The organism is Pseudomonas neuropathica (genome assembly GCF_015461835.1).
GTDB classification, from domain to species: domain Bacteria; phylum Pseudomonadota; class Gammaproteobacteria; order Pseudomonadales; family Pseudomonadaceae; genus Aquipseudomonas; species Aquipseudomonas neuropathica.
This window is the reverse complement of sequence record NZ_JACOPX010000012.1, coordinates 155,465-174,969: the sequence shown is the minus strand read 5'-3', so window position 1 is coordinate 174,969 and position 19,505 is coordinate 155,465. Positions and strand designations below refer to the sequence as shown.

The 19,505-nt window shown below is 56.2% G+C and carries 20 protein-coding genes; 13 read left to right on the top strand and 7 right to left on the bottom strand.

All coding sequences use genetic code 11. From position 1 onward, the window contains the following. The first annotated feature begins 24 nt into the window (after positions 1 to 24). The 3 genes from fdhD (at position 25) to H8F23_RS18945 (ending at position 4,020) form a co-directional block, all read left to right on the top strand. Positions 25 to 864: a formate dehydrogenase accessory sulfurtransferase FdhD gene (gene fdhD, locus H8F23_RS18955; RefSeq protein ID WP_194935407.1), complete on the top strand. Its 840-nt coding sequence runs from the start codon at positions 25 to 27 to the stop codon at positions 862 to 864. Continuing rightward, positions 861 to 3,209: an FdhF/YdeP family oxidoreductase gene (locus H8F23_RS18950; RefSeq protein ID WP_194935406.1), complete on the top strand. Its 2,349-nt coding sequence runs from the start codon at positions 861 to 863 to the stop codon at positions 3,207 to 3,209. Before fdhD ends, H8F23_RS18950 begins: the two co-directional genes overlap by 4 nt. A gap of 328 nt (positions 3,210 to 3,537) precedes the next feature. Then, a complete protein-coding gene (locus H8F23_RS18945) occupies positions 3,538 to 4,020 on the top strand; it encodes a glycine zipper domain-containing protein (protein WP_194935405.1) in 483 nt (160 codons plus the stop codon). 67 nt (positions 4,021 to 4,087) lie between these two features. On the opposite strand, the gene H8F23_RS18940 is transcribed toward H8F23_RS18945, so the two are convergent. The 4 genes from H8F23_RS18940 to H8F23_RS18925 all read right to left on the bottom strand — a co-directional run bounded on the left by H8F23_RS18940 (position 4,088) and on the right by H8F23_RS18925 (position 8,731). Beyond that, positions 4,088 to 4,513 (bottom strand): acyl-CoA thioesterase, encoded by a 426-nt coding sequence (locus tag H8F23_RS18940; protein ID WP_194935404.1) that lies wholly within the window; start codon positions 4,511 to 4,513, stop codon positions 4,088 to 4,090. Positions 4,514 to 4,732: 219 nt separating this feature from the next. Next, positions 4,733 to 5,959 (bottom strand): 3-hydroxyacyl-CoA dehydrogenase, encoded by a 1,227-nt coding sequence (locus tag H8F23_RS18935; protein WP_194935403.1) that lies wholly within the window; start codon positions 5,957 to 5,959, stop codon positions 4,733 to 4,735. A gap of 160 nt (positions 5,960 to 6,119) precedes the next feature. Next, positions 6,120 to 8,048 carry a RecQ family ATP-dependent DNA helicase gene (locus H8F23_RS18930; RefSeq protein WP_194935402.1) on the bottom strand — a complete coding sequence of 643 codons (1,929 nt, stop codon included), beginning with the start codon at positions 8,046 to 8,048 and terminating at the stop codon, positions 6,120 to 6,122. A gap of 179 nt (positions 8,049 to 8,227) precedes the next feature. After that, positions 8,228 to 8,731, bottom strand: coding sequence for a polysaccharide deacetylase (locus H8F23_RS18925; protein ID WP_194935401.1), 504 nt, complete (start codon positions 8,729 to 8,731; stop codon positions 8,228 to 8,230). 303 nt (positions 8,732 to 9,034) lie between these two features. Here H8F23_RS18925 and H8F23_RS18920 point away from each other — a divergent pair, with 303 nt between their 5' ends. The 8 genes from H8F23_RS18920 to H8F23_RS18885 all read left to right on the top strand — a co-directional run bounded on the left by H8F23_RS18920 (position 9,035) and on the right by H8F23_RS18885 (position 14,467). Continuing rightward, a complete protein-coding gene (locus tag H8F23_RS18920) occupies positions 9,035 to 9,310 on the top strand; it encodes a hypothetical protein (RefSeq protein ID WP_194935400.1) in 276 nt (91 codons plus the stop codon). Between the two features lie 44 nt (positions 9,311 to 9,354). Beyond that, on the top strand, positions 9,355 to 9,537 hold the full coding sequence (locus tag H8F23_RS18915; RefSeq protein WP_194935399.1) for an antitoxin PaaA2 family protein: 183 nt from the start codon (positions 9,355 to 9,357) through the stop codon (positions 9,535 to 9,537). Positions 9,538 to 9,848: 311 nt separating this feature from the next. Next, positions 9,849 to 10,154: a hypothetical protein gene (locus tag H8F23_RS18910; RefSeq protein WP_194935398.1), complete on the top strand. Its 306-nt coding sequence runs from the start codon at positions 9,849 to 9,851 to the stop codon at positions 10,152 to 10,154. A gap of 66 nt (positions 10,155 to 10,220) precedes the next feature. After that, complete coding sequence (locus H8F23_RS18905) at positions 10,221 to 10,427, top strand: hypothetical protein (RefSeq protein ID WP_194935397.1); 207 nt, start codon at positions 10,221 to 10,223, stop codon at positions 10,425 to 10,427. A gap of 172 nt (positions 10,428 to 10,599) precedes the next feature. Further along, positions 10,600 to 11,094 (top strand): helix-turn-helix domain-containing protein, encoded by a 495-nt coding sequence (locus H8F23_RS18900; RefSeq protein WP_194935396.1) that lies wholly within the window; start codon positions 10,600 to 10,602, stop codon positions 11,092 to 11,094. Beyond that, the gene (locus H8F23_RS18895) at positions 11,091 to 12,356 is read left to right on the top strand and encodes a type II toxin-antitoxin system HipA family toxin (RefSeq protein ID WP_194935395.1); all 1,266 of its coding nucleotides are present in this window, start codon (positions 11,091 to 11,093) and stop codon (positions 12,354 to 12,356) included. Before H8F23_RS18900 ends, H8F23_RS18895 begins: the two co-directional genes overlap by 4 nt. Before the next feature lie 564 nt (positions 12,357 to 12,920). Next, positions 12,921 to 13,673: a hypothetical protein gene (locus H8F23_RS18890; protein WP_228759292.1), complete on the top strand. Its 753-nt coding sequence runs from the start codon at positions 12,921 to 12,923 to the stop codon at positions 13,671 to 13,673. Beyond that, the gene (locus tag H8F23_RS18885; protein ID WP_194935393.1) at positions 13,670 to 14,467 is read left to right on the top strand and encodes an FRG domain-containing protein; all 798 of its coding nucleotides are present in this window, start codon (positions 13,670 to 13,672) and stop codon (positions 14,465 to 14,467) included. Before H8F23_RS18890 ends, H8F23_RS18885 begins: the two co-directional genes overlap by 4 nt. Before the next feature lie 47 nt (positions 14,468 to 14,514). Here the strand turns inward: H8F23_RS18885 and H8F23_RS18880 are convergent, their stop codons facing one another. Both H8F23_RS18880 and hslO read right to left on the bottom strand, forming a co-directional pair. Further along, a complete protein-coding gene (locus H8F23_RS18880) occupies positions 14,515 to 16,056 on the bottom strand; it encodes a phosphoenolpyruvate carboxykinase (protein WP_194935392.1) in 1,542 nt (513 codons plus the stop codon). Positions 16,057 to 16,237: 181 nt separating this feature from the next. Next, complete coding sequence (gene hslO, locus H8F23_RS18875; protein ID WP_194935391.1) at positions 16,238 to 17,140, bottom strand: Hsp33 family molecular chaperone HslO; 903 nt, start codon at positions 17,138 to 17,140, stop codon at positions 16,238 to 16,240. Between the two features lie 105 nt (positions 17,141 to 17,245). Here hslO and H8F23_RS18870 point away from each other — a divergent pair, with 105 nt between their 5' ends. Next, the gene (locus tag H8F23_RS18870; RefSeq protein ID WP_194935390.1) at positions 17,246 to 18,046 is read left to right on the top strand and encodes a phosphatase PAP2 family protein; all 801 of its coding nucleotides are present in this window, start codon (positions 17,246 to 17,248) and stop codon (positions 18,044 to 18,046) included. Positions 18,047 to 18,196: 150 nt separating this feature from the next. Here H8F23_RS18870 and H8F23_RS18865 read toward each other — a convergent pair whose 3' ends face one another. Further along, a complete protein-coding gene (locus H8F23_RS18865) occupies positions 18,197 to 18,604 on the bottom strand; it encodes an RNA-binding S4 domain-containing protein (RefSeq protein WP_007917939.1) in 408 nt (135 codons plus the stop codon). A gap of 116 nt (positions 18,605 to 18,720) precedes the next feature. Between H8F23_RS18865 and rimA the strand changes: the two genes are divergently transcribed. Then, entirely contained in the window at positions 18,721 to 19,500 is a 780-nt protein-coding gene (rimA, locus tag H8F23_RS18860; RefSeq protein WP_116256375.1) for a S6 modification regulatory phosphodiesterase RimA, read from the top strand. Positions 19,501 to 19,505 lie beyond the last annotated feature (5 nt).

Sequence of the window (19,505 nt, the reverse complement as noted above, 5' to 3'; positions counted from 1 at the left end):
GTTGATCAAACCGTCGGTGATGCCATGAACGCCAAGCGCCCAGCCTGCGCGGCGCCTGCACTTGAAACGCCCGCGCCCGCCGCCAGCCAGACCTACAGTTACAGCGATTTACCCCGTGAGGAATCGGCCAGCACTGCGCTCGCCGAGGAAGTCGCGTTGGCGATTGCCTACAACGGCATCAGTCAGGCGGTGATGCTGGTGACGCCGACCGATCTTGAAGACTTCATCGTCGGTTTCAGCCTCGGCAGCGGCATCATCGAAGACGCCACCGATATCTACGACCTGCAACTGACAGGGGCCGGCTCAGCGCAATACGCGCAAGTGACCATCGCCAATCGCGCGTTCTGGAACCTCAAGCAACAGCGTCGGCAAATGGCAGGCACCAGCGGTTGCGGGTTGTGCGGTGTTGAAGCTGTGGAGCAGGCGCTGCCAGATCTCAAGGTGTTGCCCGGCGCAGCGCTGCCACCGATCGAATGGCTGGACGGTTTGCGCCAACGCATCGGCGCGTTTCAGCCTTTGGGTCAACATTGCGGCGCGGTGCACGCGGCGGTATTCATGAACGCCAGCGGCGAATTGCTACTTGGTCGCGAAGACATCGGCCGGCATAACGCCCTCGACAAGCTGATCGGCGGGCTGATCCGCCAGAAGATTTCCACAGCAGGTGGACTGGCGATTGTCACCAGTCGTTGCAGCCTCGAATTGATCCAGAAAGTTTTGCGCGGCGGCATCCAGACCCTGGTCAGCCTTTCCGCACCCACCGGCCTTGCCGTGCAGTGGGCCCGTCGACATAACCTCAATCTCATCCACCTGCCGCAGAAAAGTGCGCCGCGGGTGTACAGCCCCGCGATGGAGAATCAAGCGTGAGCCAACATCATCAAGCCGACCAGAAACCTGTCCCGCGCTACAAGCCTTACAAAGGTGCCGCCGGCGGCTGGGGTGCCCTGATCAGTGTGGCTCAGGCCTGGTTGACCAGCGACAACGCGCTGAAGAACCTGCGCATGATGCTCAAGACCAACCAGAACGGCGGCTTCGACTGCCCGGGTTGCGCGTGGGGCGATTCGCCGGAAAGCGGCATGGTCAAGTTCTGCGAAAACGGCGCGAAAGCGGTGAACTGGGAAGCGACCAAGCGTCGTGTGGACGCCAAATTCTTCGCCAAGCACAGCGTGACTTCACTGTTGGAGCAGAGCGACTACTGGCTGGAGTATCAGGGCCGCCTGACCGAACCGATGGTTTACGACGCCGAAACCGATCGCTACAAGCCGATCAGTTGGGACGACGCCTACACGCTGATCGCCAAGCACCTGCAAAGTCTGCCGAGCCCCGATCTGGCCGAGTTCTACACTTCGGGTCGCGCCAGCAACGAAGCGGCGTACCTGTATCAACTGTTTGTGCGCGCCTACGGTACCAACAACTTCCCGGACTGCTCGAACATGTGCCACGAGGCCAGCGGTGTTGCCCTGGCGCAGAGCGTCGGCGTCGGCAAAGGCACTGTGACCTTCGATGACTTCGAACACGCCGATGCGATTTTCGTCTGGGGCCAGAACCCGGGCACCAACCACCCGCGCATGCTCGAACCCTTGCGTGAGGCAGTCAAACGCGGCGCGCAAGTGGTGTGCATCAACCCATTGAAAGAGCGTGGTCTGGAGCGCTTCCAGCATCCGCAACACCCGATCGAAATGCTCACCAACGGCGACAAGCCGACCAACACCGCGTATTTCCGTCCGGCACTCGGCGGTGACATGGCGCTGCTGCGCGGCATGGCCAAGTTCCTTCTACAGTGGGAACGCGATGCGCAGAAGGCTGGCGAACCTGCCGTGTTCGACCACGACTTCCTCAACGCCCACAGCGCCAACGTGCTCGAGTACCTGGGCGTGGTCGATGACACGCCGTGGGAACAGATCGTCGAGCAATCCGGCCTGACCCTCGTAGAAATCGAGCAAGCGGCGCGCATGTACGCCAAAGGCAAGAACGTGATCATGTGCTGGGCGATGGGCATCACCCAGCATCGCCATTCGGTGCCGACCATCCAGGAAATCGCCAACCTGATGCTGCTGCGCGGCAACATCGGTAAACCCGGCGCAGGCCTGTGCCCGGTGCGTGGCCACAGTAACGTGCAGGGCGACCGCACGATGGGCATCAACGAGCGTCCGCCGGTGGCGTTCCTCGATTCGCTGGAGCGTCGCTTCCAGTTCAAGGTGCCGCGCCACAACGGCCACAACGTGGTCGAGGCGATCCACGCGATGGCCGAAGGTCGCGCCAAAGTCTTCATCGGTCTGGGCGGCAACTTCGCCCAGGCAACGCCGGACAGCCCACGCACTTTCGAAGCCCTGAGCAATTGCGACCTGACCGTACAGATCAGCACCAAACTCAACCGCAGCCACCTGGCGCACGGTAAAGACGCGTTGATCCTGCCGTGCCTCGGTCGTACCGACATCGACATCCAGACCGAAGGTCCGCAAGCGGTTACCGTGGAAGACTCGTTCAGCATGGTTCACGCCTCCAACGGCCAGTTGCAGCCGCTGTCGAACCAGATGCGTTCAGAACCGTCGATCATTGCCGGTATCGCCGCCGCCACACTGGGCAGCAAACCAGTGGACTGGAACTGGCTGGTGGCCGATTACGGGCGCATCCGCGAACTGATCGCCGACACCATTCCCAACTTCAAAGCGTTCAACGAGAAGATCAAGAACCCGGGCGGTTTCTACCTCGGCAACAGCGCTGGCGCACGCAAGTGGAACACGCCGTCGGGCCGGGCCAACTTCCGCGCCAACATGTTGCCGAAAGATCTGGTGCACGAACGCACTCGCGCCACCGGTCAAATGCCGGACCTGATCCTGCAATCGATGCGCTCCCACGATCAGTACAACACCACGATTTATGGCCTCGACGACCGCTATCGCGGGGTGAAAGGCCAGCGTGATGTGCTGTTCGCCAACGAGGCGGACATCATTCGCCTCGGCTTCCGTCCGGGGCAGAAGGCTGACATTGTTTCGATATGGGACGATGGTCGCGAGCGTCGGGTAAAGGGCTTCACGCTGCTGGCGTTTGATATTCCGGCGGGACAAGCCGCAGCTTATTACCCGGAAGTGAATCCGCTGGTGCCGCTGGAAAGCACCGGGGATGGCAGCCATACACCGACGTCGAAGTTCATTGCGATTCGGTTGGAAGCGGCGAGTGAGACCGGGTTGATCATGGCCAAGTCCGCGTAACGCGAAGTCAGAACCGGCCTCTTCGCGAGCAAGCTCGCTCCCACATTGGAATGCATTTCAAATGTGGGAGTGAGCTTGCTCGCGAAGGCGTAGGTTCAAGCAATACGCTTCCAAGCCCTAGCACTTTTTCAACGCCCACAAAAAAGGCCGCTTTTTCACAAAAGCGGCCTGTCCGAAGTAGCTAAAGACCGGCGAAAATCGGTTAAGTTCCGCTGATAAAACAGCAACTTGCAAAATTGTATACAAGTCGTGTTATTCGTCGGATTTCGATTGTCACGCTCGTTACACAGCCTCAGGATCGGCGCCGTCATCCCTTTGAGGCTCATCTATGAAGTTCTCCTCGATTCTCTTGTTGTCCCTTGGCCTGGTCAGTGGTTTTGCTTCCGCAGGCGGCACCACCGAAGCAGGTGTGGGCGGCGCATTGGGCGGGGTTCTTGGCTCGGTCGTCGGTCAGTCCTTAGGCGGCAATACAGGTTCCACCATCGGCGCAGCCTTGGGCGGCGCGGGTGGTAGCGCGGTTGGCGCCGACAAACGCAGCCGTGGCGAAGCCGCCATCGGTGGTGCGCTGGGCGCAGCCGGCGGTAACGTGGTCGGCCGCAGCATGGGCGGCACCACCGGCAGCCTGATCGGCTCCGCAGCAGGTGGCGGCGCCGGTGGCGCGCTGGGCAACTACATGGGCAACAAGAGCGATGACGACGATCGTCATTACGATCGCGGTCGTGACCGTGACCGTGGTTATTACCGCGACCGTCACCCGGGCCGCGGCCACGCTTACGGCCACCGCAAACATCACAAATACTATCGCGACTGAGGCCTCAAACACCTCGCTGGCCGGTAAAGCAAAATCGCAGCCCAAGGGCTGCGATTTTTTTTGCCGTTTACACCACCAGGTATTCCAGTGCCTGCCGCAGTTCGGCAGGAATCGGCACCGGCTGATTACTCGCCCGATCGACGAATACGTGAACGAAGCGCCCGGCCGCACACGCCTCGCTTTCACCCACCTTGAACACCGCCAATTCGTATTGCACTGAACTGTTGCCCAACTTACCGACCCGCAGACCGATCTCGATCAGATCCGGAAAGGCGATCGAGGCGAAGTAATCGCACGCCGAACTGACTACAAATCCCACCACCTCACCGTCATGAATATCCAGACCACCGACCTGTATCAGGTAGGTGTTCACCGCCGTATCGAAGAAGCTGTAGTAGGTGACGTTGTTGACGTGACCGTAGGCATCGTTGTCATGCCAGCGTGTGGTGATGGGCTGGAAGTGCGGGTAGTCGGCGCGTTGAGGGGTGGACATGGTTGTGCTGGTTCTCTTGTTTTTTCAGTGAGGCTGCTTGCCCTCACCCTAGCCCTCTCCCAGAGGGAGAGGGGACTGACCGAGGTGTTCTTTCGACATACACCGACCTGAACCATCGAGTCGAACTTAAATTCGAAAGGCACAAAGATCGGCTCCCTTCCCCCTAGCCCCCTTTGGGGGAGAGGGCTGGGGTGAGGGGGCAGGATTTTGACTGCAACACTAGACCTGAGCAAACCCCTTCCCTTGCGCCGCCAACTCACCAATCAACCGCGCCGGCTTCCACTGATCGCCCTGCCGCGTCTCCAGCGCCAACAGCCGCGAATGAATATCCGCCAGCCCTTGCTGATCCGCCCAGGCCATCGGCCCGCCCTTGTCCGCCGGGAAGCCGTAGCCGTTCAGATACACCAGATCGATGTCGTGCGCCGACTCGGCAATGCCTTCCTGCAAAATCTTCGCGCCTTCATTGACCAACGCTAACAGGCAGCGCTCCAGAATCTCCTCAGGGCCAATCTCGCGACGTTGAAAGCCCAGCCCCTCGCTGACCTGCAATACCAGCGCATCGACCTCAGGATCGTGTTCCGCCTGACGACTGCCCGGCTCGTAATGGTAATAACCGTTGCCAGACTTCTGGCCAAACCGGCCCAGCTCGCACAAGCGGTTATCCACCTGCACCTGCGGCGCATCCTGGCCCTTGCCGGCCAGCTCGCGTGCACGCCATTCCAGATCGATGCCGACCACGTCGTACATGCGAAACGGGCCCATGGCAAAACCGAAACCTTGCAGCGCTGCGTCGACCTGCTGTGGAAAAGCGCCCTCAAGCAACATCTTGCGCGCCTCCAGGACATAGGGATGCAGCATGCGATTGCCGATAAAACCGTGGCAGTTGCCCGACACCACACTGACCTTGCCCATGCGTTTGCCCAGCGCCAGCGCCGCCTCCAGCACCGTCGCAGAGGCTTGTGCGCCGCGAACGATTTCCAGCAGCTTCATGATGTGCGCCGGGCTGAAGAAATGCAGGCCCAGCACCTGATTCGGACGCTTTGTCGCTGCGGCTATCGCATCGATGTCCAGCGCCGAGGTATTGCTTGCCAACAAGGCCTCAGGCTTGAGCAAGCCATCCAGTTCACGAAAGATCTTCTGCTTCAGCTCAAGATTTTCGTACACCGCCTCGATCACCAGATCGACATTGCGAATCGCCGCATAATCCGCCGCCGCACTGACCCGCGCCAAACGCGCATCCGCTTCGGCCTGATCAATCCGTCCCTGGCGCACGTTGTGTGCATAAGTCTCGGCCACAGTGGCGAGTGCCTGTTCAAGCATCTGAGGATTGTTATCCACCCATTGCACCGTCACGCCGGCATTGGCCAGGCACATGACAATGCCCCGGCCCATGGTGCCCGCGCCGATCACCGCGGCTTGCTGAATATCGAAGGTTGTCTGGCTCATGTTGTTCTCTTGTTGGCGATCCAAAGACTGGTCTCACCTTAGTCAGCCATCGACGTTTTTTGAAGTTTATTACCGTGATGATCGACATTCAGCGGATGGATACAGCCCCTTCCCTGATGACACTTTATGTAGGAGCTACCGAAGGCTGCTCCTACAAGGATCAGAGGTGCTCTTGTGCCCAACTGCGGACTTCGGCGTATGGATATTCCTCCAACGCCGCAAACCCGGGAATCGCTCGCGCCTTGAGCTTGGTGAACAACGGCACGCTGATCCCACACAGAAACCTCGTCAGCCGCTCTGCTGTCGGAATCACCCCGGTGTACTGCTCATGCCTGTGGATAAAATCACCACACAGCGCCGCGAAGTTTTTATCCACAAGTGCTGGCAACTCCGGTGGTGCCGACAACCGCGCCACCTGGCCATGACACACCGAACAATGCCCACACTGCTGAGGTGCATTGTGATCACCAAAATACTCCGCCAGGCGATAACCCAGGCAGCGTTCGGTGGCGAATACTTCAAGCATCGCGTGAATTCGCGCCACTTCGGCCTGCTCATGCCGGGTGAAATATTCATGCAGCTCAGTGCTCAGGACATCGCGGTCAAAGTCGCTGTTCAGCAGGCTGTAGACCTCGGTCATCTGCTTGCTTTCCAGCTCGACCCAGCCCTTCTCCTGAAAGTAATCCAGCGCCTTCACCACCCGATTGCGCTCGGCGGAATACTGCGAATACATCGCCTCGAAATTCACCGTGGCCCAGGTGCGCGCGCGAGGCGAGGTCTGAATAATTGAGGCGACGAAATCCCTGCGCTCACCTTCGAAGCGCTCAAGCAGCGCTTCGGGTTCCAGCAGGTATTTGAAACGGTATTCGGCGTAATAGGCGTAGCGCGGCGCGATCAAACCGCGCAGTTCCAGTTGCACCAGCAAGGTCTTCAGCGGCAGTGCACGAATGTTGCTTTGATCCGCCAATGGCCCGAGCAAAAACTCCCACTGCCCTTCCGGCACCGAGGCCTTCAGTTCGTCGAGCACATAGCGAATGCCGTCGCGCTCCGGGGTATCACCGTAAACGAAGTTTTCCAGCACATTGAGGCTGTCGCGATTGGCCAATACCAGGCAGTCCGACGGCTGCCCGTCACGCCCGGCGCGGCCGATTTCCTGACTGTAGTTTTCGATGGATTTGGGCAGGTCGAAGTGCACGACATTGCGGATGTCGCTTTTGTCGATCCCCATGCCGAACGCGATGGTCGCGACGATGCAATTGGATTGTCCGGCCATGAAGCGTTTCTGGATCGCTTCGCGTTTGTCGTGCGCTAGGCCAGCGTGATACGCCTCAGCCTGAATGCCGTTGCGCTCAAGGTGTTCGGCGATGTGTTCGGCGGTTTTCTGCAAGGTCACATAGACAATGCTCGGCTGTCCGGCACGCTCGCTCATCCACTGCACCAGACGCCGACGCTTGTCCTGACCGCGCACCGGTTCCACCAGCAGATTGAGATTGGGCCGGTAGAAACCGGTAGTCACCACATCGTCGGCAGCAATCGCGAATTTGGCCTGCATGTCCGCGATGACTTTCGGTGTTGCCGTAGCGGTCAGCAGCAAAGTTTGCGGGATGTTGAACTGGCGCTGATAGTCCGGCAGCTTGAGGTAGTCCGGACGGAAGTTGTGGCCCCATTCCGAGATGCAATGCGCCTCGTCGACCACCAGCAACGAGATCGGTACTTGCTGCAAAAAGTTGCGGAAGCGCTCGTTTTTCAAGCGCTCCACCGAGATCATCAGAATTTTCAATTCACCCGAGCGGGCGCGGGCCATCACATCATTGGCGTCATCGCGGCTCTGCGCTGAATCAATGCTGCCAGCGGAAATACCGTGTCGCTGCAAAAACGCCAGTTGATCCTGCATCAACGCCAGCAACGGCGAGACCACTAATGTCAGGTGCGGCAGCATCAGCGCCGGCAATTGATAGCAAATCGACTTGCCGGAACCGGTGGGGAAAATCGCCGCCGCCGAGCGCCCGGCCAGCACCGCGCTGATCGCGGCCTCTTGCCCGGGTCGAAACTGTGGAAAACCAAAAACCTGTTCCAGGGTGTTGTGCATTCGCTGTCACTCCATTGACTGCTGCCATGCCAACAGCCTAGCGGGCGATCGCAGCGAGTCGAGAAAAGGTCGGGGCCAAATCGATTCGGAATGATACAGCGATTACTTGATTCCCACGGTCCCTGTGGGAGCGAGCTTGCTCGCGAAGATGCCGGTCAGAACAACACAACACCGAAGGTTCAGGGGCGCAGCACCGCCACCCGCAACTGCTCATTCAGCATCTGCTCATGCACACCTTGGCTCTTGCTCGCCCACAGCGCATGGGCCGGGCTGATGTCGCCGGTGAACGCTGCCGCCAACTGACGCAAGTCAGCGACGCTGCGCACACGCGGGCAGAACAGTTGTTCATCACAGTTCTGACTGGCGTTGCGATAGGTGCTCAGCAAGCCCTCCCAGAGACCGTCGCGCACATGGCGAATCGACTTCAGTTGCACGTGCGGCACACCGAGTCGCTGCTCAAGCCCCTCTTCATCCAGTGCTTCGCTGGCCAACAGGGCTTTGGCGAACATCAACACCTCACCGCGCGACGCCGTGTCCATGCTCGCCTGGCTGATCAGTGCCTCCGGCCAATCGGTGCGATCGAGACGGTCCAGCACCCATGCATTGCCAATGTCAGAGGCCATCGCCAAACGGCAAGTGCCCAGCCCGAGCAATAAAATTGCGGCCATTCGTAGCCAGTGCATACCTAATTCCCTTTAAGCGCGTGTCAGACGTTTGGAAACGCCCTACAGATTCTGGCGCGCACGATACAGCGGTTTACCGCGAATCGCCTGACAATCACGTAGGAATTATTACGTCTAAGGGTTTTGGCCTGAAAAAGCTGCGAAAACACGTAGGGCATTTCCTCAAAACACGGAAAAACCCCTACGAATACTGTCCATTGCGGCTGTCTTGTCCCACAGAGAAACGCCCTTCTATAGTGGCCGGCGCGGCTGCAAACACTGCACCGGCCCGCCCCAGCGCTTTCGCACAGGACACGCCTCACCATGATCAACCGCTATCGCCCACTCAAGACTTGCTACAGCGAAAACCCGGTACTGCTTATCGACAGCCACTCCAGTCAGACTGACTTGATCAATGCCGCCGATCAGCGTTTACGTGCGGCCGGTGATTTGCTGGAAACGCTCTACTGCTTATGTTTCAAACAGGCTGACGTGAAGGATATTCCCAACATCGTCAACGCCCTTTATTTACTGGTACAGGACAGTTGCGACTTGCTTGAAGTGGCCAAGCAGAGTCCAGCGCAGTCGGCGTACAACTAGACCACGCAGGTCAGCGCTATATCTCCTTGGGCAGGAATCCAACAATGAATGTTACGAATGATGAGTTCGATCCGCCGAGTGACGAGGATGCCTACACGACTTGGTTCAACCGACAGGTTCAAGCCAGCCTGGATGATCCTCGCCCCAGCATTCCCGATGAGGTCGCCAGAACATTGATGGCTGATAAACGTGCTCGTTTAAAACAGAAGGTCGATCAGCGGCGATGACCTATCAAATCTACATCCCGTTCCTACAAGGACAGACTCCTTGTCTTCTATCGGCTTCGTTTAGCTGATCTCTATAGTCGTGGCTGTCGCTGCTAATCAGCGGCTCAGGTTTGGTCACCTGAAACAGAGATAACTTATGCATGCCCTGTATGCTGCCAGCACATTCTGTCGGCACGCTTTATGGCGGCTGTGTTTGGGACGCTTCGGCGTACCGGGTTATCTCTGCCGGTTTGACCAACTTGAACACAGCCCGCCTCCACCGCTTGGTCACGGTAGCAGCGGTTTTTCGATACCTTCAGAGATATCTAAAAATGAAAACATGGAATCAGTTTCTTACCGAACGCTACCGCCCACTCGAATCCAATCTCACCGACACCAAGCCTCTGCTCATCGACACCCAGGCCAACCCGCAAGACATCCTCGAATGCGCCGTCCAGCGCCTGCGCGCTTCAAGCGACCTGCTACGCACCCTCTACTGCCTCAACTTCAAACAAGCCGACGTCGAAGACATCCCCCACATCACCCACGCCCTCTATCTGCTGACGCAGGATGGCTGTGACCTGCTGCAGGTCGCGCAGCAGCGGATGCTCAATTGGAGAGCACCGACCGGAGCTTGAGTGATCACGCCGCTCTCACCTATCCGTCGAGAGCGGTAAATAAGGCAATTAACCATCGGAGTAACCATGAGCAAATTTTTTGATGAGCTGATGGAGAGCGTCCAGGAAATGGACGAGATCTTACGCAGGGAGCGTCGCGCTTCCAGTCCGACCTCTACACCGAAAACAGACGACAAGACCGCGTTGTCGTTTGAGCAAAAGCAAGCCTGCTACGACAAGCCACTTCCCTCACGTGAGTCAGCCCTCGAAAAGCACCGTAGAAACAGAAACTGAATGGAAATCACAGCTCCCATAAGTGGCAGTATTCTGGCTGTATACCCTAAAAACAGTTGGAATAATGCCATTTAAAAACTTGAACACTGCAGATCCGCCCTACCCTGCATCCTTCAACTTAAGTGCTATTATTCTGGCAGTTAAGGTTAAAAAATGAAGGAATACTGCCACCATGGCCAAGAAAACAGCGCCGCTTTTGCCCTCCACTGCTCGACTTCTGGTCGACTTTGGCGAACGCCTGAAGCTGGCTCGCCTGCGCCGAAAATTGACGGCCAAGCAAGTCGCTGAACGATCTGGCATGTCGCTGACAACCTTGCGCAATGTGGAGACGGGAGGATCAGGAGTGACCATCGGTGCCTACCTTTCGGTCATGCAAGTGCTGGGGCTGGAAAAGGATCTGAACAAACTGGCTGCAGCCGATGAAATGGGTCGCCAATTGCAGGATGCGCAGTTAATGCCTGCAACACGATCCGCCGCGAAAAAGCCCCAGCGAGTACGAGCAGTCAGTGCGGCAAAAAAGGGCGCATCCGAACACGTCGAGACTTCAAACGTTATCGATGCCGCCACTACCACGAAAATTCCGGCTGACTTCCCATTCAACACACACTCACTCTCCAGCCTTTTGAACAAGAAGAAAAAGGCCGGCCCCCCAACAGGTGAAGAATGACGCTGATTGCTGTTTATGCAGACTGGGAATCCTTGAAAGGCGCCAGACGCCTCGGATTTCTACACGCAAGGAAAACACGCAACACCAACGTGTTCGAATTTGAGTACGACCCTAAGGCGTTGGCCGATCCCGAGTTGAGTTCCATAACTCTAGACCCGCGCATCGGCCCCTTCGAAGGCCGCCAATTCCCCGGCGAACATCAGAGCCGCTTTGGCGTCTTTGCAGACTCAAGCCCCGATCGTTGGGGCCAGCTGCTGATGAAACGCCGATTGGAAAGGGACATTCGCGACGGCTTGCTCCCCAGCAACAGCAAGTTGTTTGAATCCGATTACCTGCTTGGCGTCCACGACCTGTTCCGTGTGGGCGCCCTTCGCTACAAACTCAATGACGAAGGCAACTTCCTCGACGACCGCGACGGCGTTGCAGCTCCACCCTTTGTCGAGCTACGCGCGTTAGAGCAGGCAAGTCTCGCCCTGGAAAACGATAGGGACAACACAGCCAGCGAGGGCCGTGAATGGCTAAGAATGCTCATTGCACCCGGCGGCTCACTGGGCGGCGCCAGACCGAAAGCCAGCGTCGTCGACGAGTTCGGCCAACTGTGGATCGCCAAATTCCCAAGTACGAGAGATGACTATGATGTCGGTGGTTGGGAAATGGTCGTGAACGCTTTGGCAGTCAACTGCGGGTTACGCGTAGCGACCGGCACAGCCCGACGCTACGCAAGCGATCACCACTGCTTTCTGGTGAAGCGTTTCGACCGAACCGAACGCGGCGGCCGACATCATTTCGCATCAGCCATGACCATGACCAACCGCGTCGACGGCGACGACGCCTCAACCGGCGCCAGCTATCTAGAGTTGGCGGAAGTGATCATGGAACACGGCTCGGAACCCAACACCGACCTCCGTGAACTCTGGTCACGAATCGTCTTCAATATCTTGGTCTCAAACACCGACGACCACCTGCGAAACCACGGTTTTATTCTGGATCCTGGTCGGGGATGGCGGTTGTCCGCAGCGTATGACATGAATCCGGTGGCACATGCGGATGGGTTGAAGCTGAACATCACTGATTCTGACAATGCGCTGGATTTGGAACTGGCGAGGGAAGTCGCGGGGTATTTTCGGGTTGGCCGGGCCAATGCCAAAAGCATTATTGAGCACTTTCAAGAAGGGATTAGCCGTTGGTCAACCTTAGCTGGGGCCTTGGGATTGTCGAGGTATGAGCAAGAGAGGATGTCGTCGGCGTTTCGAAGTTCGTAGTAAACGTTTGATGGACTAGAAAATCTGATTTTATCAATTCAAACCATCTGAATGTGATGCTTCAGCACGTCGACTCTGAAAGCATCACGCGACTCCAGCGTTTCTGCGCAAACCATACCAAAGTCTCATCTGACAAATCCGTCAAAGCTGGCCAAATGATGTCATTTAGGTTTAGTCTTTAGAGAGCGAATCAATTTGCCCCATCGTCGCGATACCTGTTTACACGGACTGAGACAGAGCCTTTATGAAAATCAAGCAAAACAAATCTTGCTTAAGTTTATCGAACTCAAAATTGAAGTGCGAAACCAATTCAGACTCGGCGACGAGTTTAGAGCCGAAAAATAAAAACCTTAAAGCAATTTTCTTATTTATAAGAAAACAAAACTCAATATCCCACACCGTAGTCCACCTGGCCACTCTAAACCTTTGTCAATCATTGACTATAAGTCGCCAATCGACGCCAACATTAAAAAATAGCGAGGCAAAAAATTGGCCATTTTAGAGTTTCACTTATATCGCATAAAATTTATTAAACCCTCCCAATTCAGTCTTTTTGTAGGCGACATGAGTGCGACCGATATTTTCAGAGCAGCCCTTGAAGAAAAGCCTTCAATGGAGCTTCGCGAAGATAATGTTTGGCACATTGGCAACATTGAAGTTCTCGATCAAACTGGGGGGACGTTTGCGGTTGGTCGAACAACTAAAACGACGGTTGAAAAGTTTGACCAGTCGTCGGGAGACTTTCTAAAACAAACAGATGATTCGGGGCCGTATACTCAAGTTCTATTTTACGCAGACATCGGCCTTCTAGGAATCGTAAAGAAATCCAAAGTAGCGCCCGACGTAAAGACTATCGCAAGAAGAATTAAAGGACTCTTCGAAAAGACAAGAGCGGCTATTGAAACAGGTGTTGAGGTTAGAGTAGATGCCATTCCAGACCCCGAGCACTTTCTGGATAAAATTAAATCTGCCTACGCGATAACAAAATTCAAAGCAAATTTTACCGGCCCAAACCCAATAGATGCAGATGAATTATTCCAAAAACCTATATCGGTCTACTGCAATGCTCTAGGTGGTGACAGCGGAAGTGTCGAAGTCTTCGGAAAGTCATTGAACGAAGACGTCGTGGAAGCGGTGACCAAATCTACAGCTGCTACGGGGAATACAGCCTCAGCAAGAATAAAAAAATCTGATCAAAAAAAATCTATAGCAATCTCACTGAAGGGTGATGCAGTGAGGGTATCTGTTGAAGATACAGCAACAGACTTAGAGGCCTTTCAAGAGGTCAGGCATGCTTATAACGAGATCAGAACATGATAGAAGTCGAAAATATTTATAAGATCGACGACCTCATCCGACGGCTAAATGAACTTCCTAATAGTTTTGTTTATCGTGGCCATTCAGATTCAAGCTGGAATCTAGACTCAACTCTAGAAAGAGTGCTAGGATCGAAATGGAGTGCAGCAAACGCTAGGAAATTTGAAGATAGATCATTAAGCACCTTCATTTCAAAGTATCATATTTATAACGGAAAAGAACACACACCAACATCAAAATTATGCTGGCTTTCGGTAATGCAGCACTATGGAACGCCAACTCGGCTAATAGACTTTAGCGAAAGCCCCTACATAGCGCTGTATTTTGCTCTAGAGACTTACTCACCACTTAGCGATAAAGATTTTTCTATATTCGCCCTAGACTATAGCGCAATCATGGAGCAATCAATAAACCACATTAAAACTAAAGATTCGGGTTTTCTAGAAACCCGCTTAAGTATAGCAAGCAACCCAGACAAGATTTTTGAAGAAGTTGTCGATCGCTTTGCATACGACATCCTTTGGGTGACAGAGCCTTTAGAGCTAAATGCTCGAATCGATAGACAATCCGGCACATTTTTACTGTCAGGAAATCGCGAAAAAACAATTGACTCCATTTTAAATTCGCACATTTATGAAAAGTGCGCTATGCACAAAATAATAATTGACAAAAGTTTGTATTCGAACTGCTACGCTTTATTAAGAAAAATGGGCATTAACTCCAAGTCTATTTATGGCGACCTATCGGGATTGGCACGATCAATCAAAATGGAGCTACAAACTTACACATCATAAAAAAGCCGCCCTCAAGAGGCGGCTTTTTCATTCACAACAAACCAATCTTACAACTTAGGCCCAGCAGCCTTGATCGCATCGCTCACTTCGAACTTCTTGAAGTTCTCGATGAACAGACCGGCCAGTGCTTTCGCAGCCTCGTCGTACGCAGCCTTGTCAGCCCAGGTGTTGCGTGGGTTGAGCAGGTTGGTTTCAACGCCCGGTACGGCCAGTGGCACGTCGAGGTTGATGGTGTCGAGGTGTTCGGTGGCTGCACCGATCAGCGCGCCGCTCTGGATCGCTGCGATCACCGCACGGGTGGTCGGGATGTTGAAGCGTTTGCCGACGCCGTAGCCGCCGCCGGTCCAGCCGGTGTTGACCAGGTAAACCTTCGAACCGAAACCGCGGATACGCTTGATCAGCAACTCGGCGTATTCGCCGGCCGGACGCGGGAAGAACGGTGCGCCGAAGCAGGTGGAGAAGGTCGACTTGATGCCGCTGCCCGAACCCATTTCAGTCGAGCCCACCAGCGCGGTGTAGCCGGACAGGAAGTGGTAGGCCGCTTGTTCTTCGTTGAGGATCGACACTGGCGGCAGGACACCGGTCAGGTCGCAGGTCAGGAAGATTACAGCGTTTGGCTCGCCACCGAGGTTGTGCTCGGAACGCTTGGCAACGTGCTCCAGCGGGTACGCGGCGCGGCTGTTCTGGGTCAGGCTGACATCGGCGTAGTCGGCGTGCTTGGCGTCGTCGATGACGACGTTTTCCAGCACGGCGCCGTGCTTGATGGCTTTCCAGATCACCGGCTCGTTCTTCTCGGAGAGGTCGATGCACTTGGCATAGCAACCGCCTTCGATGTTGAACACCACGCCTTCGCCCCAGCCGTGTTCGTCGTCACCGATCAGGTAACGGCTTTCGTCAGCCGAGAGAGTGGTTTTACCGGTGCCCGACAGACCGAAGAACAGGGTCACGTCGCCTTCTTCGCCGATGTTGGCAGCGCAGTGCATTGGCAGCACGTCAGCGGCCGGCAGCAGGAAGTTCTGCACGGAGAACATGGCTTTCTTCATCTCACCGGCGTAACGCATGCCGGCGATCAGCACTTTCTTCTGTGCGAAGTTGAGGATCACGCAACCGTCGGAGTTGGTGCCGTCACGCTCAGGCACGCACTCGAAGTTGGCCACGTTGAGCACTTGCCACTCTTCACGACCGGCCGGGTTGTACTGGGCCGGGTTGATGAACAGGCAACGACCGAACAGATTCTGCCAGGCAGTCTGGGTGGTCATTTTCACGGCCAGGTAGTGATCTTCCGCCGCGCCTACATGCACGTGGGACACAAAGTGCTCTTGCGCGTTGTTGAAGGCTTCTACGCGAGCCCACAGCGCGTCGAACTTGTCGGCCGGGAACTTGCGGTTGATCGGGCCCCAGGCGATAGCGGCCTGGGTGGAAGGCTCTTCAACGATGAAACGGTCAACAGGCGAACGACCGGTGCGGTGACCAGTGCGAACAACCAGAGCGCCGGTATCGGCAAGCTCGCCCTCACCGCGTTGCAGGGCTTCTTTAACCAGATCATCAACACTCAGATCGGTGTACACGGCGTTATTGGCTTGCGTCATGAGGTTCCCCGTCGGCCAGTGGCCGAGTGTGCTCCAAACGTTTTGTAGTAGAAAGTCGTGCACTACTACCGCGAAAAAAGTGGGCCGGATTATGCCAGAAAAGCCCAAAAAGAGTAGGGTCCTCCCGTCGTAACGGCGAAATTCCGTCGTTACGCAGTGAATTTACCTGCGCTGAACCGTTTTAGTGCCGGGTATCTGACGGCGTGTCGACGCCTGCGCCAGCGAACAATTGAGCAATATCGGCCGAGTCGAACAGGTACTGCTGATTGCAAAACTGGCAATCGATCTCAACTTTGCCGCCCTGCTCTGCTGCCAGCGCCAGCGCATCTTCCAGCCCAAGGCTGACCAGCGCGTTGCCGGAGCGTTCCCGCGAGCAACTGCAGCTGAAGCGCAAATGTTGCACATCGAACAGGCGCACCTGCTCTTCATGATAGAGACGATGGAGTACGGTTTCGTTATCCAGGCTAAGCATTTCATCTGCGGTCAGCGTGTTGCCCAACGCGGTGATGTGCTGCCAGCTGGCGGCGCGGTCTTCTTCGTCTTTCAGGCGATCGGCCGGCAGTTGCTGCAACAGCAGACCACGGGCACGACGGCCGTCGGCAAACAGCTTGAAACGCGTGCCGACCTGTTGCGACATGACGAAGTAATTGGTGAAACAGTCGGACAGGGTTTCGCCGTCGAGATCGACGATGCCCTGGTAACGCTGGCCGACAGTCGGGTCGACAGTCAGGGCCAGAACGCCATTCGGCATCAGGTCGGCAAGGGTCGCGTCCGCCGCGATCTGCTCGGCGTTGTAACGCGCCAGGCCACGGATCTCGCGCTCGCTGGAGCATTCGATCATCAGCAGCGGGATCGGCCCTTCGGAACGCGCCTGCAGAATCAGCAAGCCATCGAACTTCAGCGTGCCCACCAGCAACGAGGCGGCCGCCATCAATTCGCCCAGCAATTGCGCCACCGGCTCCGGGTACGGGTGCTTGGCGAGGACTTCGGCGTAGCTGCGTTCAAGCGCAACCAGTTCGCCGCGCGTGTCGCTGTCATCGAAGATGAAACGTTGGGTGAAATCGGTATCCGCTAGCTCGGTCATAATTTTGGGTATCTGAATGTGGTGACAAAATGGTTACAAGACGTGAAAATTTGCGCTTCTTGGCACTCTTTTTGGTGCCGACTGCTCTGCCATGGGAGGCATTTTATGAACAATCCGGGTTTGTTCCAATCTAGGTGGAACCTCGGCCGGCTGGTTCTGTGCAACGTAGTGCCACTGGCGCTACTGGCTTTCTGGTTATGGCCTACGGGCAACTCGCTGTGTGTGATTTTCGACGAGTGGCTGTTCCGCTTGCTCAATGCACCGCTGGCCGGCAACCCGATATGGCTCCACATCTGGGCAATTGCAAGTCTGCGTCCGTTCGACATCGTTGTCGGTCTGATCTTGCTGACGCTGCTGATCAAGGGCGACTGGGTCTTCAAGGCGATTGATGTGCGTCGTGCGTTCTTCGGTTTTTTCTCGATCCTGCTATTGATGGTGGTAATTCGCGCACTGTTTTCCAAATTCGCCGACCACATGGACTGGCAGCACAGCAGCCCGTCGATGGTGCTGGAAGGCGCGGTGCATATCAGCGATTACTTCCCGCACATGGAGAAGACCTGGGAGCTGAAGGATCGCTCGAGCCAGAGCTTTCCCGGTGACCATGCTTCGGTGCTGCTGATCTGGGCGTTGTTCATGGGCGTGTTCAGCCGCACGGTTGGCCAGTTTGTGGTGATCTGGGGTCTGGCGCTGTTGTTCATGCTGCCGCGTCTGGTGGCCGGTGCGCATTGGGGTCAGGACGATTACATCGGCGGTATGCTGCTGGCGGTGTGGGCGTTGGGCTGGGGTTACTACACACCGTTTGCTTATCACGCCTCGAATTTCTGGCTGAAGGTGACTTCGCCGATTTTCAATCTGCTGAGCAAGTTGCCGCTGGTTTCGCGAATGAGTGTGGTGCGTAGCGCCTGATACCGAGCAGTCTTCGGCGAGGGCTGCCCCCTCGATTCGCGAGCAGGCTCGCTCCCACAATTGATCAAGTATCCACTGGAGGAACCGGATCTACTGTGGGAGCAACCTTGCTCGCGAAGAGGCAGCGCAAACAGCCCGGAAACGTCGCGTTTACTCGTCGTTGCTGCTACCCCGAAACTTGAACAAATCCCGCCGCTGCTTCTTGCTCGGCTTGCCGTCGGTACTCACACCCAACGCCCCCGCCTTGCGCATTGCCGCAGCCGCTTCACGTTTGGCAATACTCGCCTCGGTCTCCGCGTACAACGTCTGCGCCTCCGGTGCGCCGCGCCGGACAATCGACAACGCCTCGACCTTCACCGTACGCACCTCGAATCCGGTACGAATCTCGAACTCATCGCCAATGCGCGGCTCTTTGCCAGGCTTGCAGCGCTCACCGCGACAATGCACCTTGCCGCTTTCGATTGCCGCTTTGGCCAAGGCACGGGTTTTGTAAAAACGCGCGGCCCATAGCCACTTGTCGAGACGAACCTTGTCGTCCTCTTCGCTTTTTTGCGCCATTTGAATTCCTCGTTCAGCCAGTAGTCGGAACTGTACTACCGTTTCTGTCGGGCGCAACAACTCGCCCTCCAGATAGACTGTGATCTTGGCCGGGGCACCGGCATGGGGGTGCTCGAGTGACTAAATTTCCCTCTTCATTGACTTCGACTCACACCGGTTGCCAGGGCTGCCAGCACAGTGAACCGTTGGGCTTCGATTTTGACTTTGCCTATCAACCCATCGTGGATCTGCGCGATCAGTCGGTTTTCGCCCATGAAGCGTTGGTCCGTGGGGTGAGCGGTGAAGGCGCATTCACTGTGTTGAATCAGGTTACAGAAGAAAACCGCTACCGCTTCGACCAGCTCTGCCGGACCCGCGCCATCAAAGGTGCGGCTGATCTTAATATGCAGACACACTTGTCGATCAACTTCATGCCCAACGCCGTCTATCGTCCAGAGTTGTGCATTCGCAGTACGCTCGAAGCGGCAAAAAAGCACTGTTTCCCGCTCGACCGACTGATTTTTGAAACCCTGGAAAGCGAGCACGTAGATAACTATCGCCATTTGACCAATATTCTGCGTGAATACCGCGAATTCGGCTTCAAGACCGCCATCGACGATTTCGGTGCCGGTCATTCGGGGCTCAATCTGCTGGCTGATTTTCAACCGGACCTGATCAAACTCGACATGGCGCTGATCCGCGATGTCGATCAAGACCGTGTTCGTCAGGCGATCGTTCGGGGGATTGTCACAATCTGTGCGGAGTTGGACGTTACAGTCATTGCCGAAGGCATTGAGAGCGCCGGTGAACGGGATTTCCTGGCGGACTGTGGAATATTTCTGATGCAGGGCTACTGGTTCGCCAAACCTGCATTCAAAGCGTTGGCCCGGGTTTCGCCTGAGGCCTGGACGCGTTAATCGTT

Excerpts from the sequence above, each read along its gene's own strand:
- fdhD (WP_194935407.1), top strand. The coding sequence starts at position 25 with ATGAACGCCAAGCGCCCAGCCTGCGCGGCGCCTGCACTTGAAACGCCC.
- H8F23_RS18945 (WP_194935405.1), top strand. The coding sequence starts at position 3,538 with ATGAAGTTCTCCTCGATTCTCTTGTTGTCCCTTGGCCTGGTCAGTGGT.
- H8F23_RS18940 (WP_194935404.1), bottom strand. The coding sequence starts at position 4,513 with ATGTCCACCCCTCAACGCGCCGACTACCCGCACTTCCAGCCCATCACC.
- H8F23_RS18935 (WP_194935403.1), bottom strand. The coding sequence starts at position 5,959 with ATGAGCCAGACAACCTTCGATATTCAGCAAGCCGCGGTGATCGGCGCG.
- H8F23_RS18930 (WP_194935402.1), bottom strand. The coding sequence starts at position 8,048 with ATGCACAACACCCTGGAACAGGTTTTTGGTTTTCCACAGTTTCGACCC.
- H8F23_RS18925 (WP_194935401.1), bottom strand. The coding sequence starts at position 8,731 with ATGCACTGGCTACGAATGGCCGCAATTTTATTGCTCGGGCTGGGCACT.
- H8F23_RS18920 (WP_194935400.1), top strand. The coding sequence starts at position 9,035 with ATGATCAACCGCTATCGCCCACTCAAGACTTGCTACAGCGAAAACCCG.
- H8F23_RS18915 (WP_194935399.1), top strand. The coding sequence starts at position 9,355 with ATGAATGTTACGAATGATGAGTTCGATCCGCCGAGTGACGAGGATGCC.
- H8F23_RS18910 (WP_194935398.1), top strand. The coding sequence starts at position 9,849 with ATGAAAACATGGAATCAGTTTCTTACCGAACGCTACCGCCCACTCGAA.
- H8F23_RS18905 (WP_194935397.1), top strand. The coding sequence starts at position 10,221 with ATGAGCAAATTTTTTGATGAGCTGATGGAGAGCGTCCAGGAAATGGAC.
- H8F23_RS18900 (WP_194935396.1), top strand. The coding sequence starts at position 10,600 with ATGGCCAAGAAAACAGCGCCGCTTTTGCCCTCCACTGCTCGACTTCTG.
- H8F23_RS18895 (WP_194935395.1), top strand. The coding sequence starts at position 11,091 with ATGACGCTGATTGCTGTTTATGCAGACTGGGAATCCTTGAAAGGCGCC.
- H8F23_RS18890 (WP_228759292.1), top strand. The coding sequence starts at position 12,921 with ATGAGTGCGACCGATATTTTCAGAGCAGCCCTTGAAGAAAAGCCTTCA.
- H8F23_RS18885 (WP_194935393.1), top strand. The coding sequence starts at position 13,670 with ATGATAGAAGTCGAAAATATTTATAAGATCGACGACCTCATCCGACGG.
- H8F23_RS18880 (WP_194935392.1), bottom strand. The coding sequence starts at position 16,056 with ATGACGCAAGCCAATAACGCCGTGTACACCGATCTGAGTGTTGATGAT.
- hslO (WP_194935391.1), bottom strand. The coding sequence starts at position 17,140 with ATGACCGAGCTAGCGGATACCGATTTCACCCAACGTTTCATCTTCGAT.
- H8F23_RS18870 (WP_194935390.1), top strand. The coding sequence starts at position 17,246 with ATGAACAATCCGGGTTTGTTCCAATCTAGGTGGAACCTCGGCCGGCTG.
- H8F23_RS18865 (WP_007917939.1), bottom strand. The coding sequence starts at position 18,604 with ATGGCGCAAAAAAGCGAAGAGGACGACAAGGTTCGTCTCGACAAGTGG.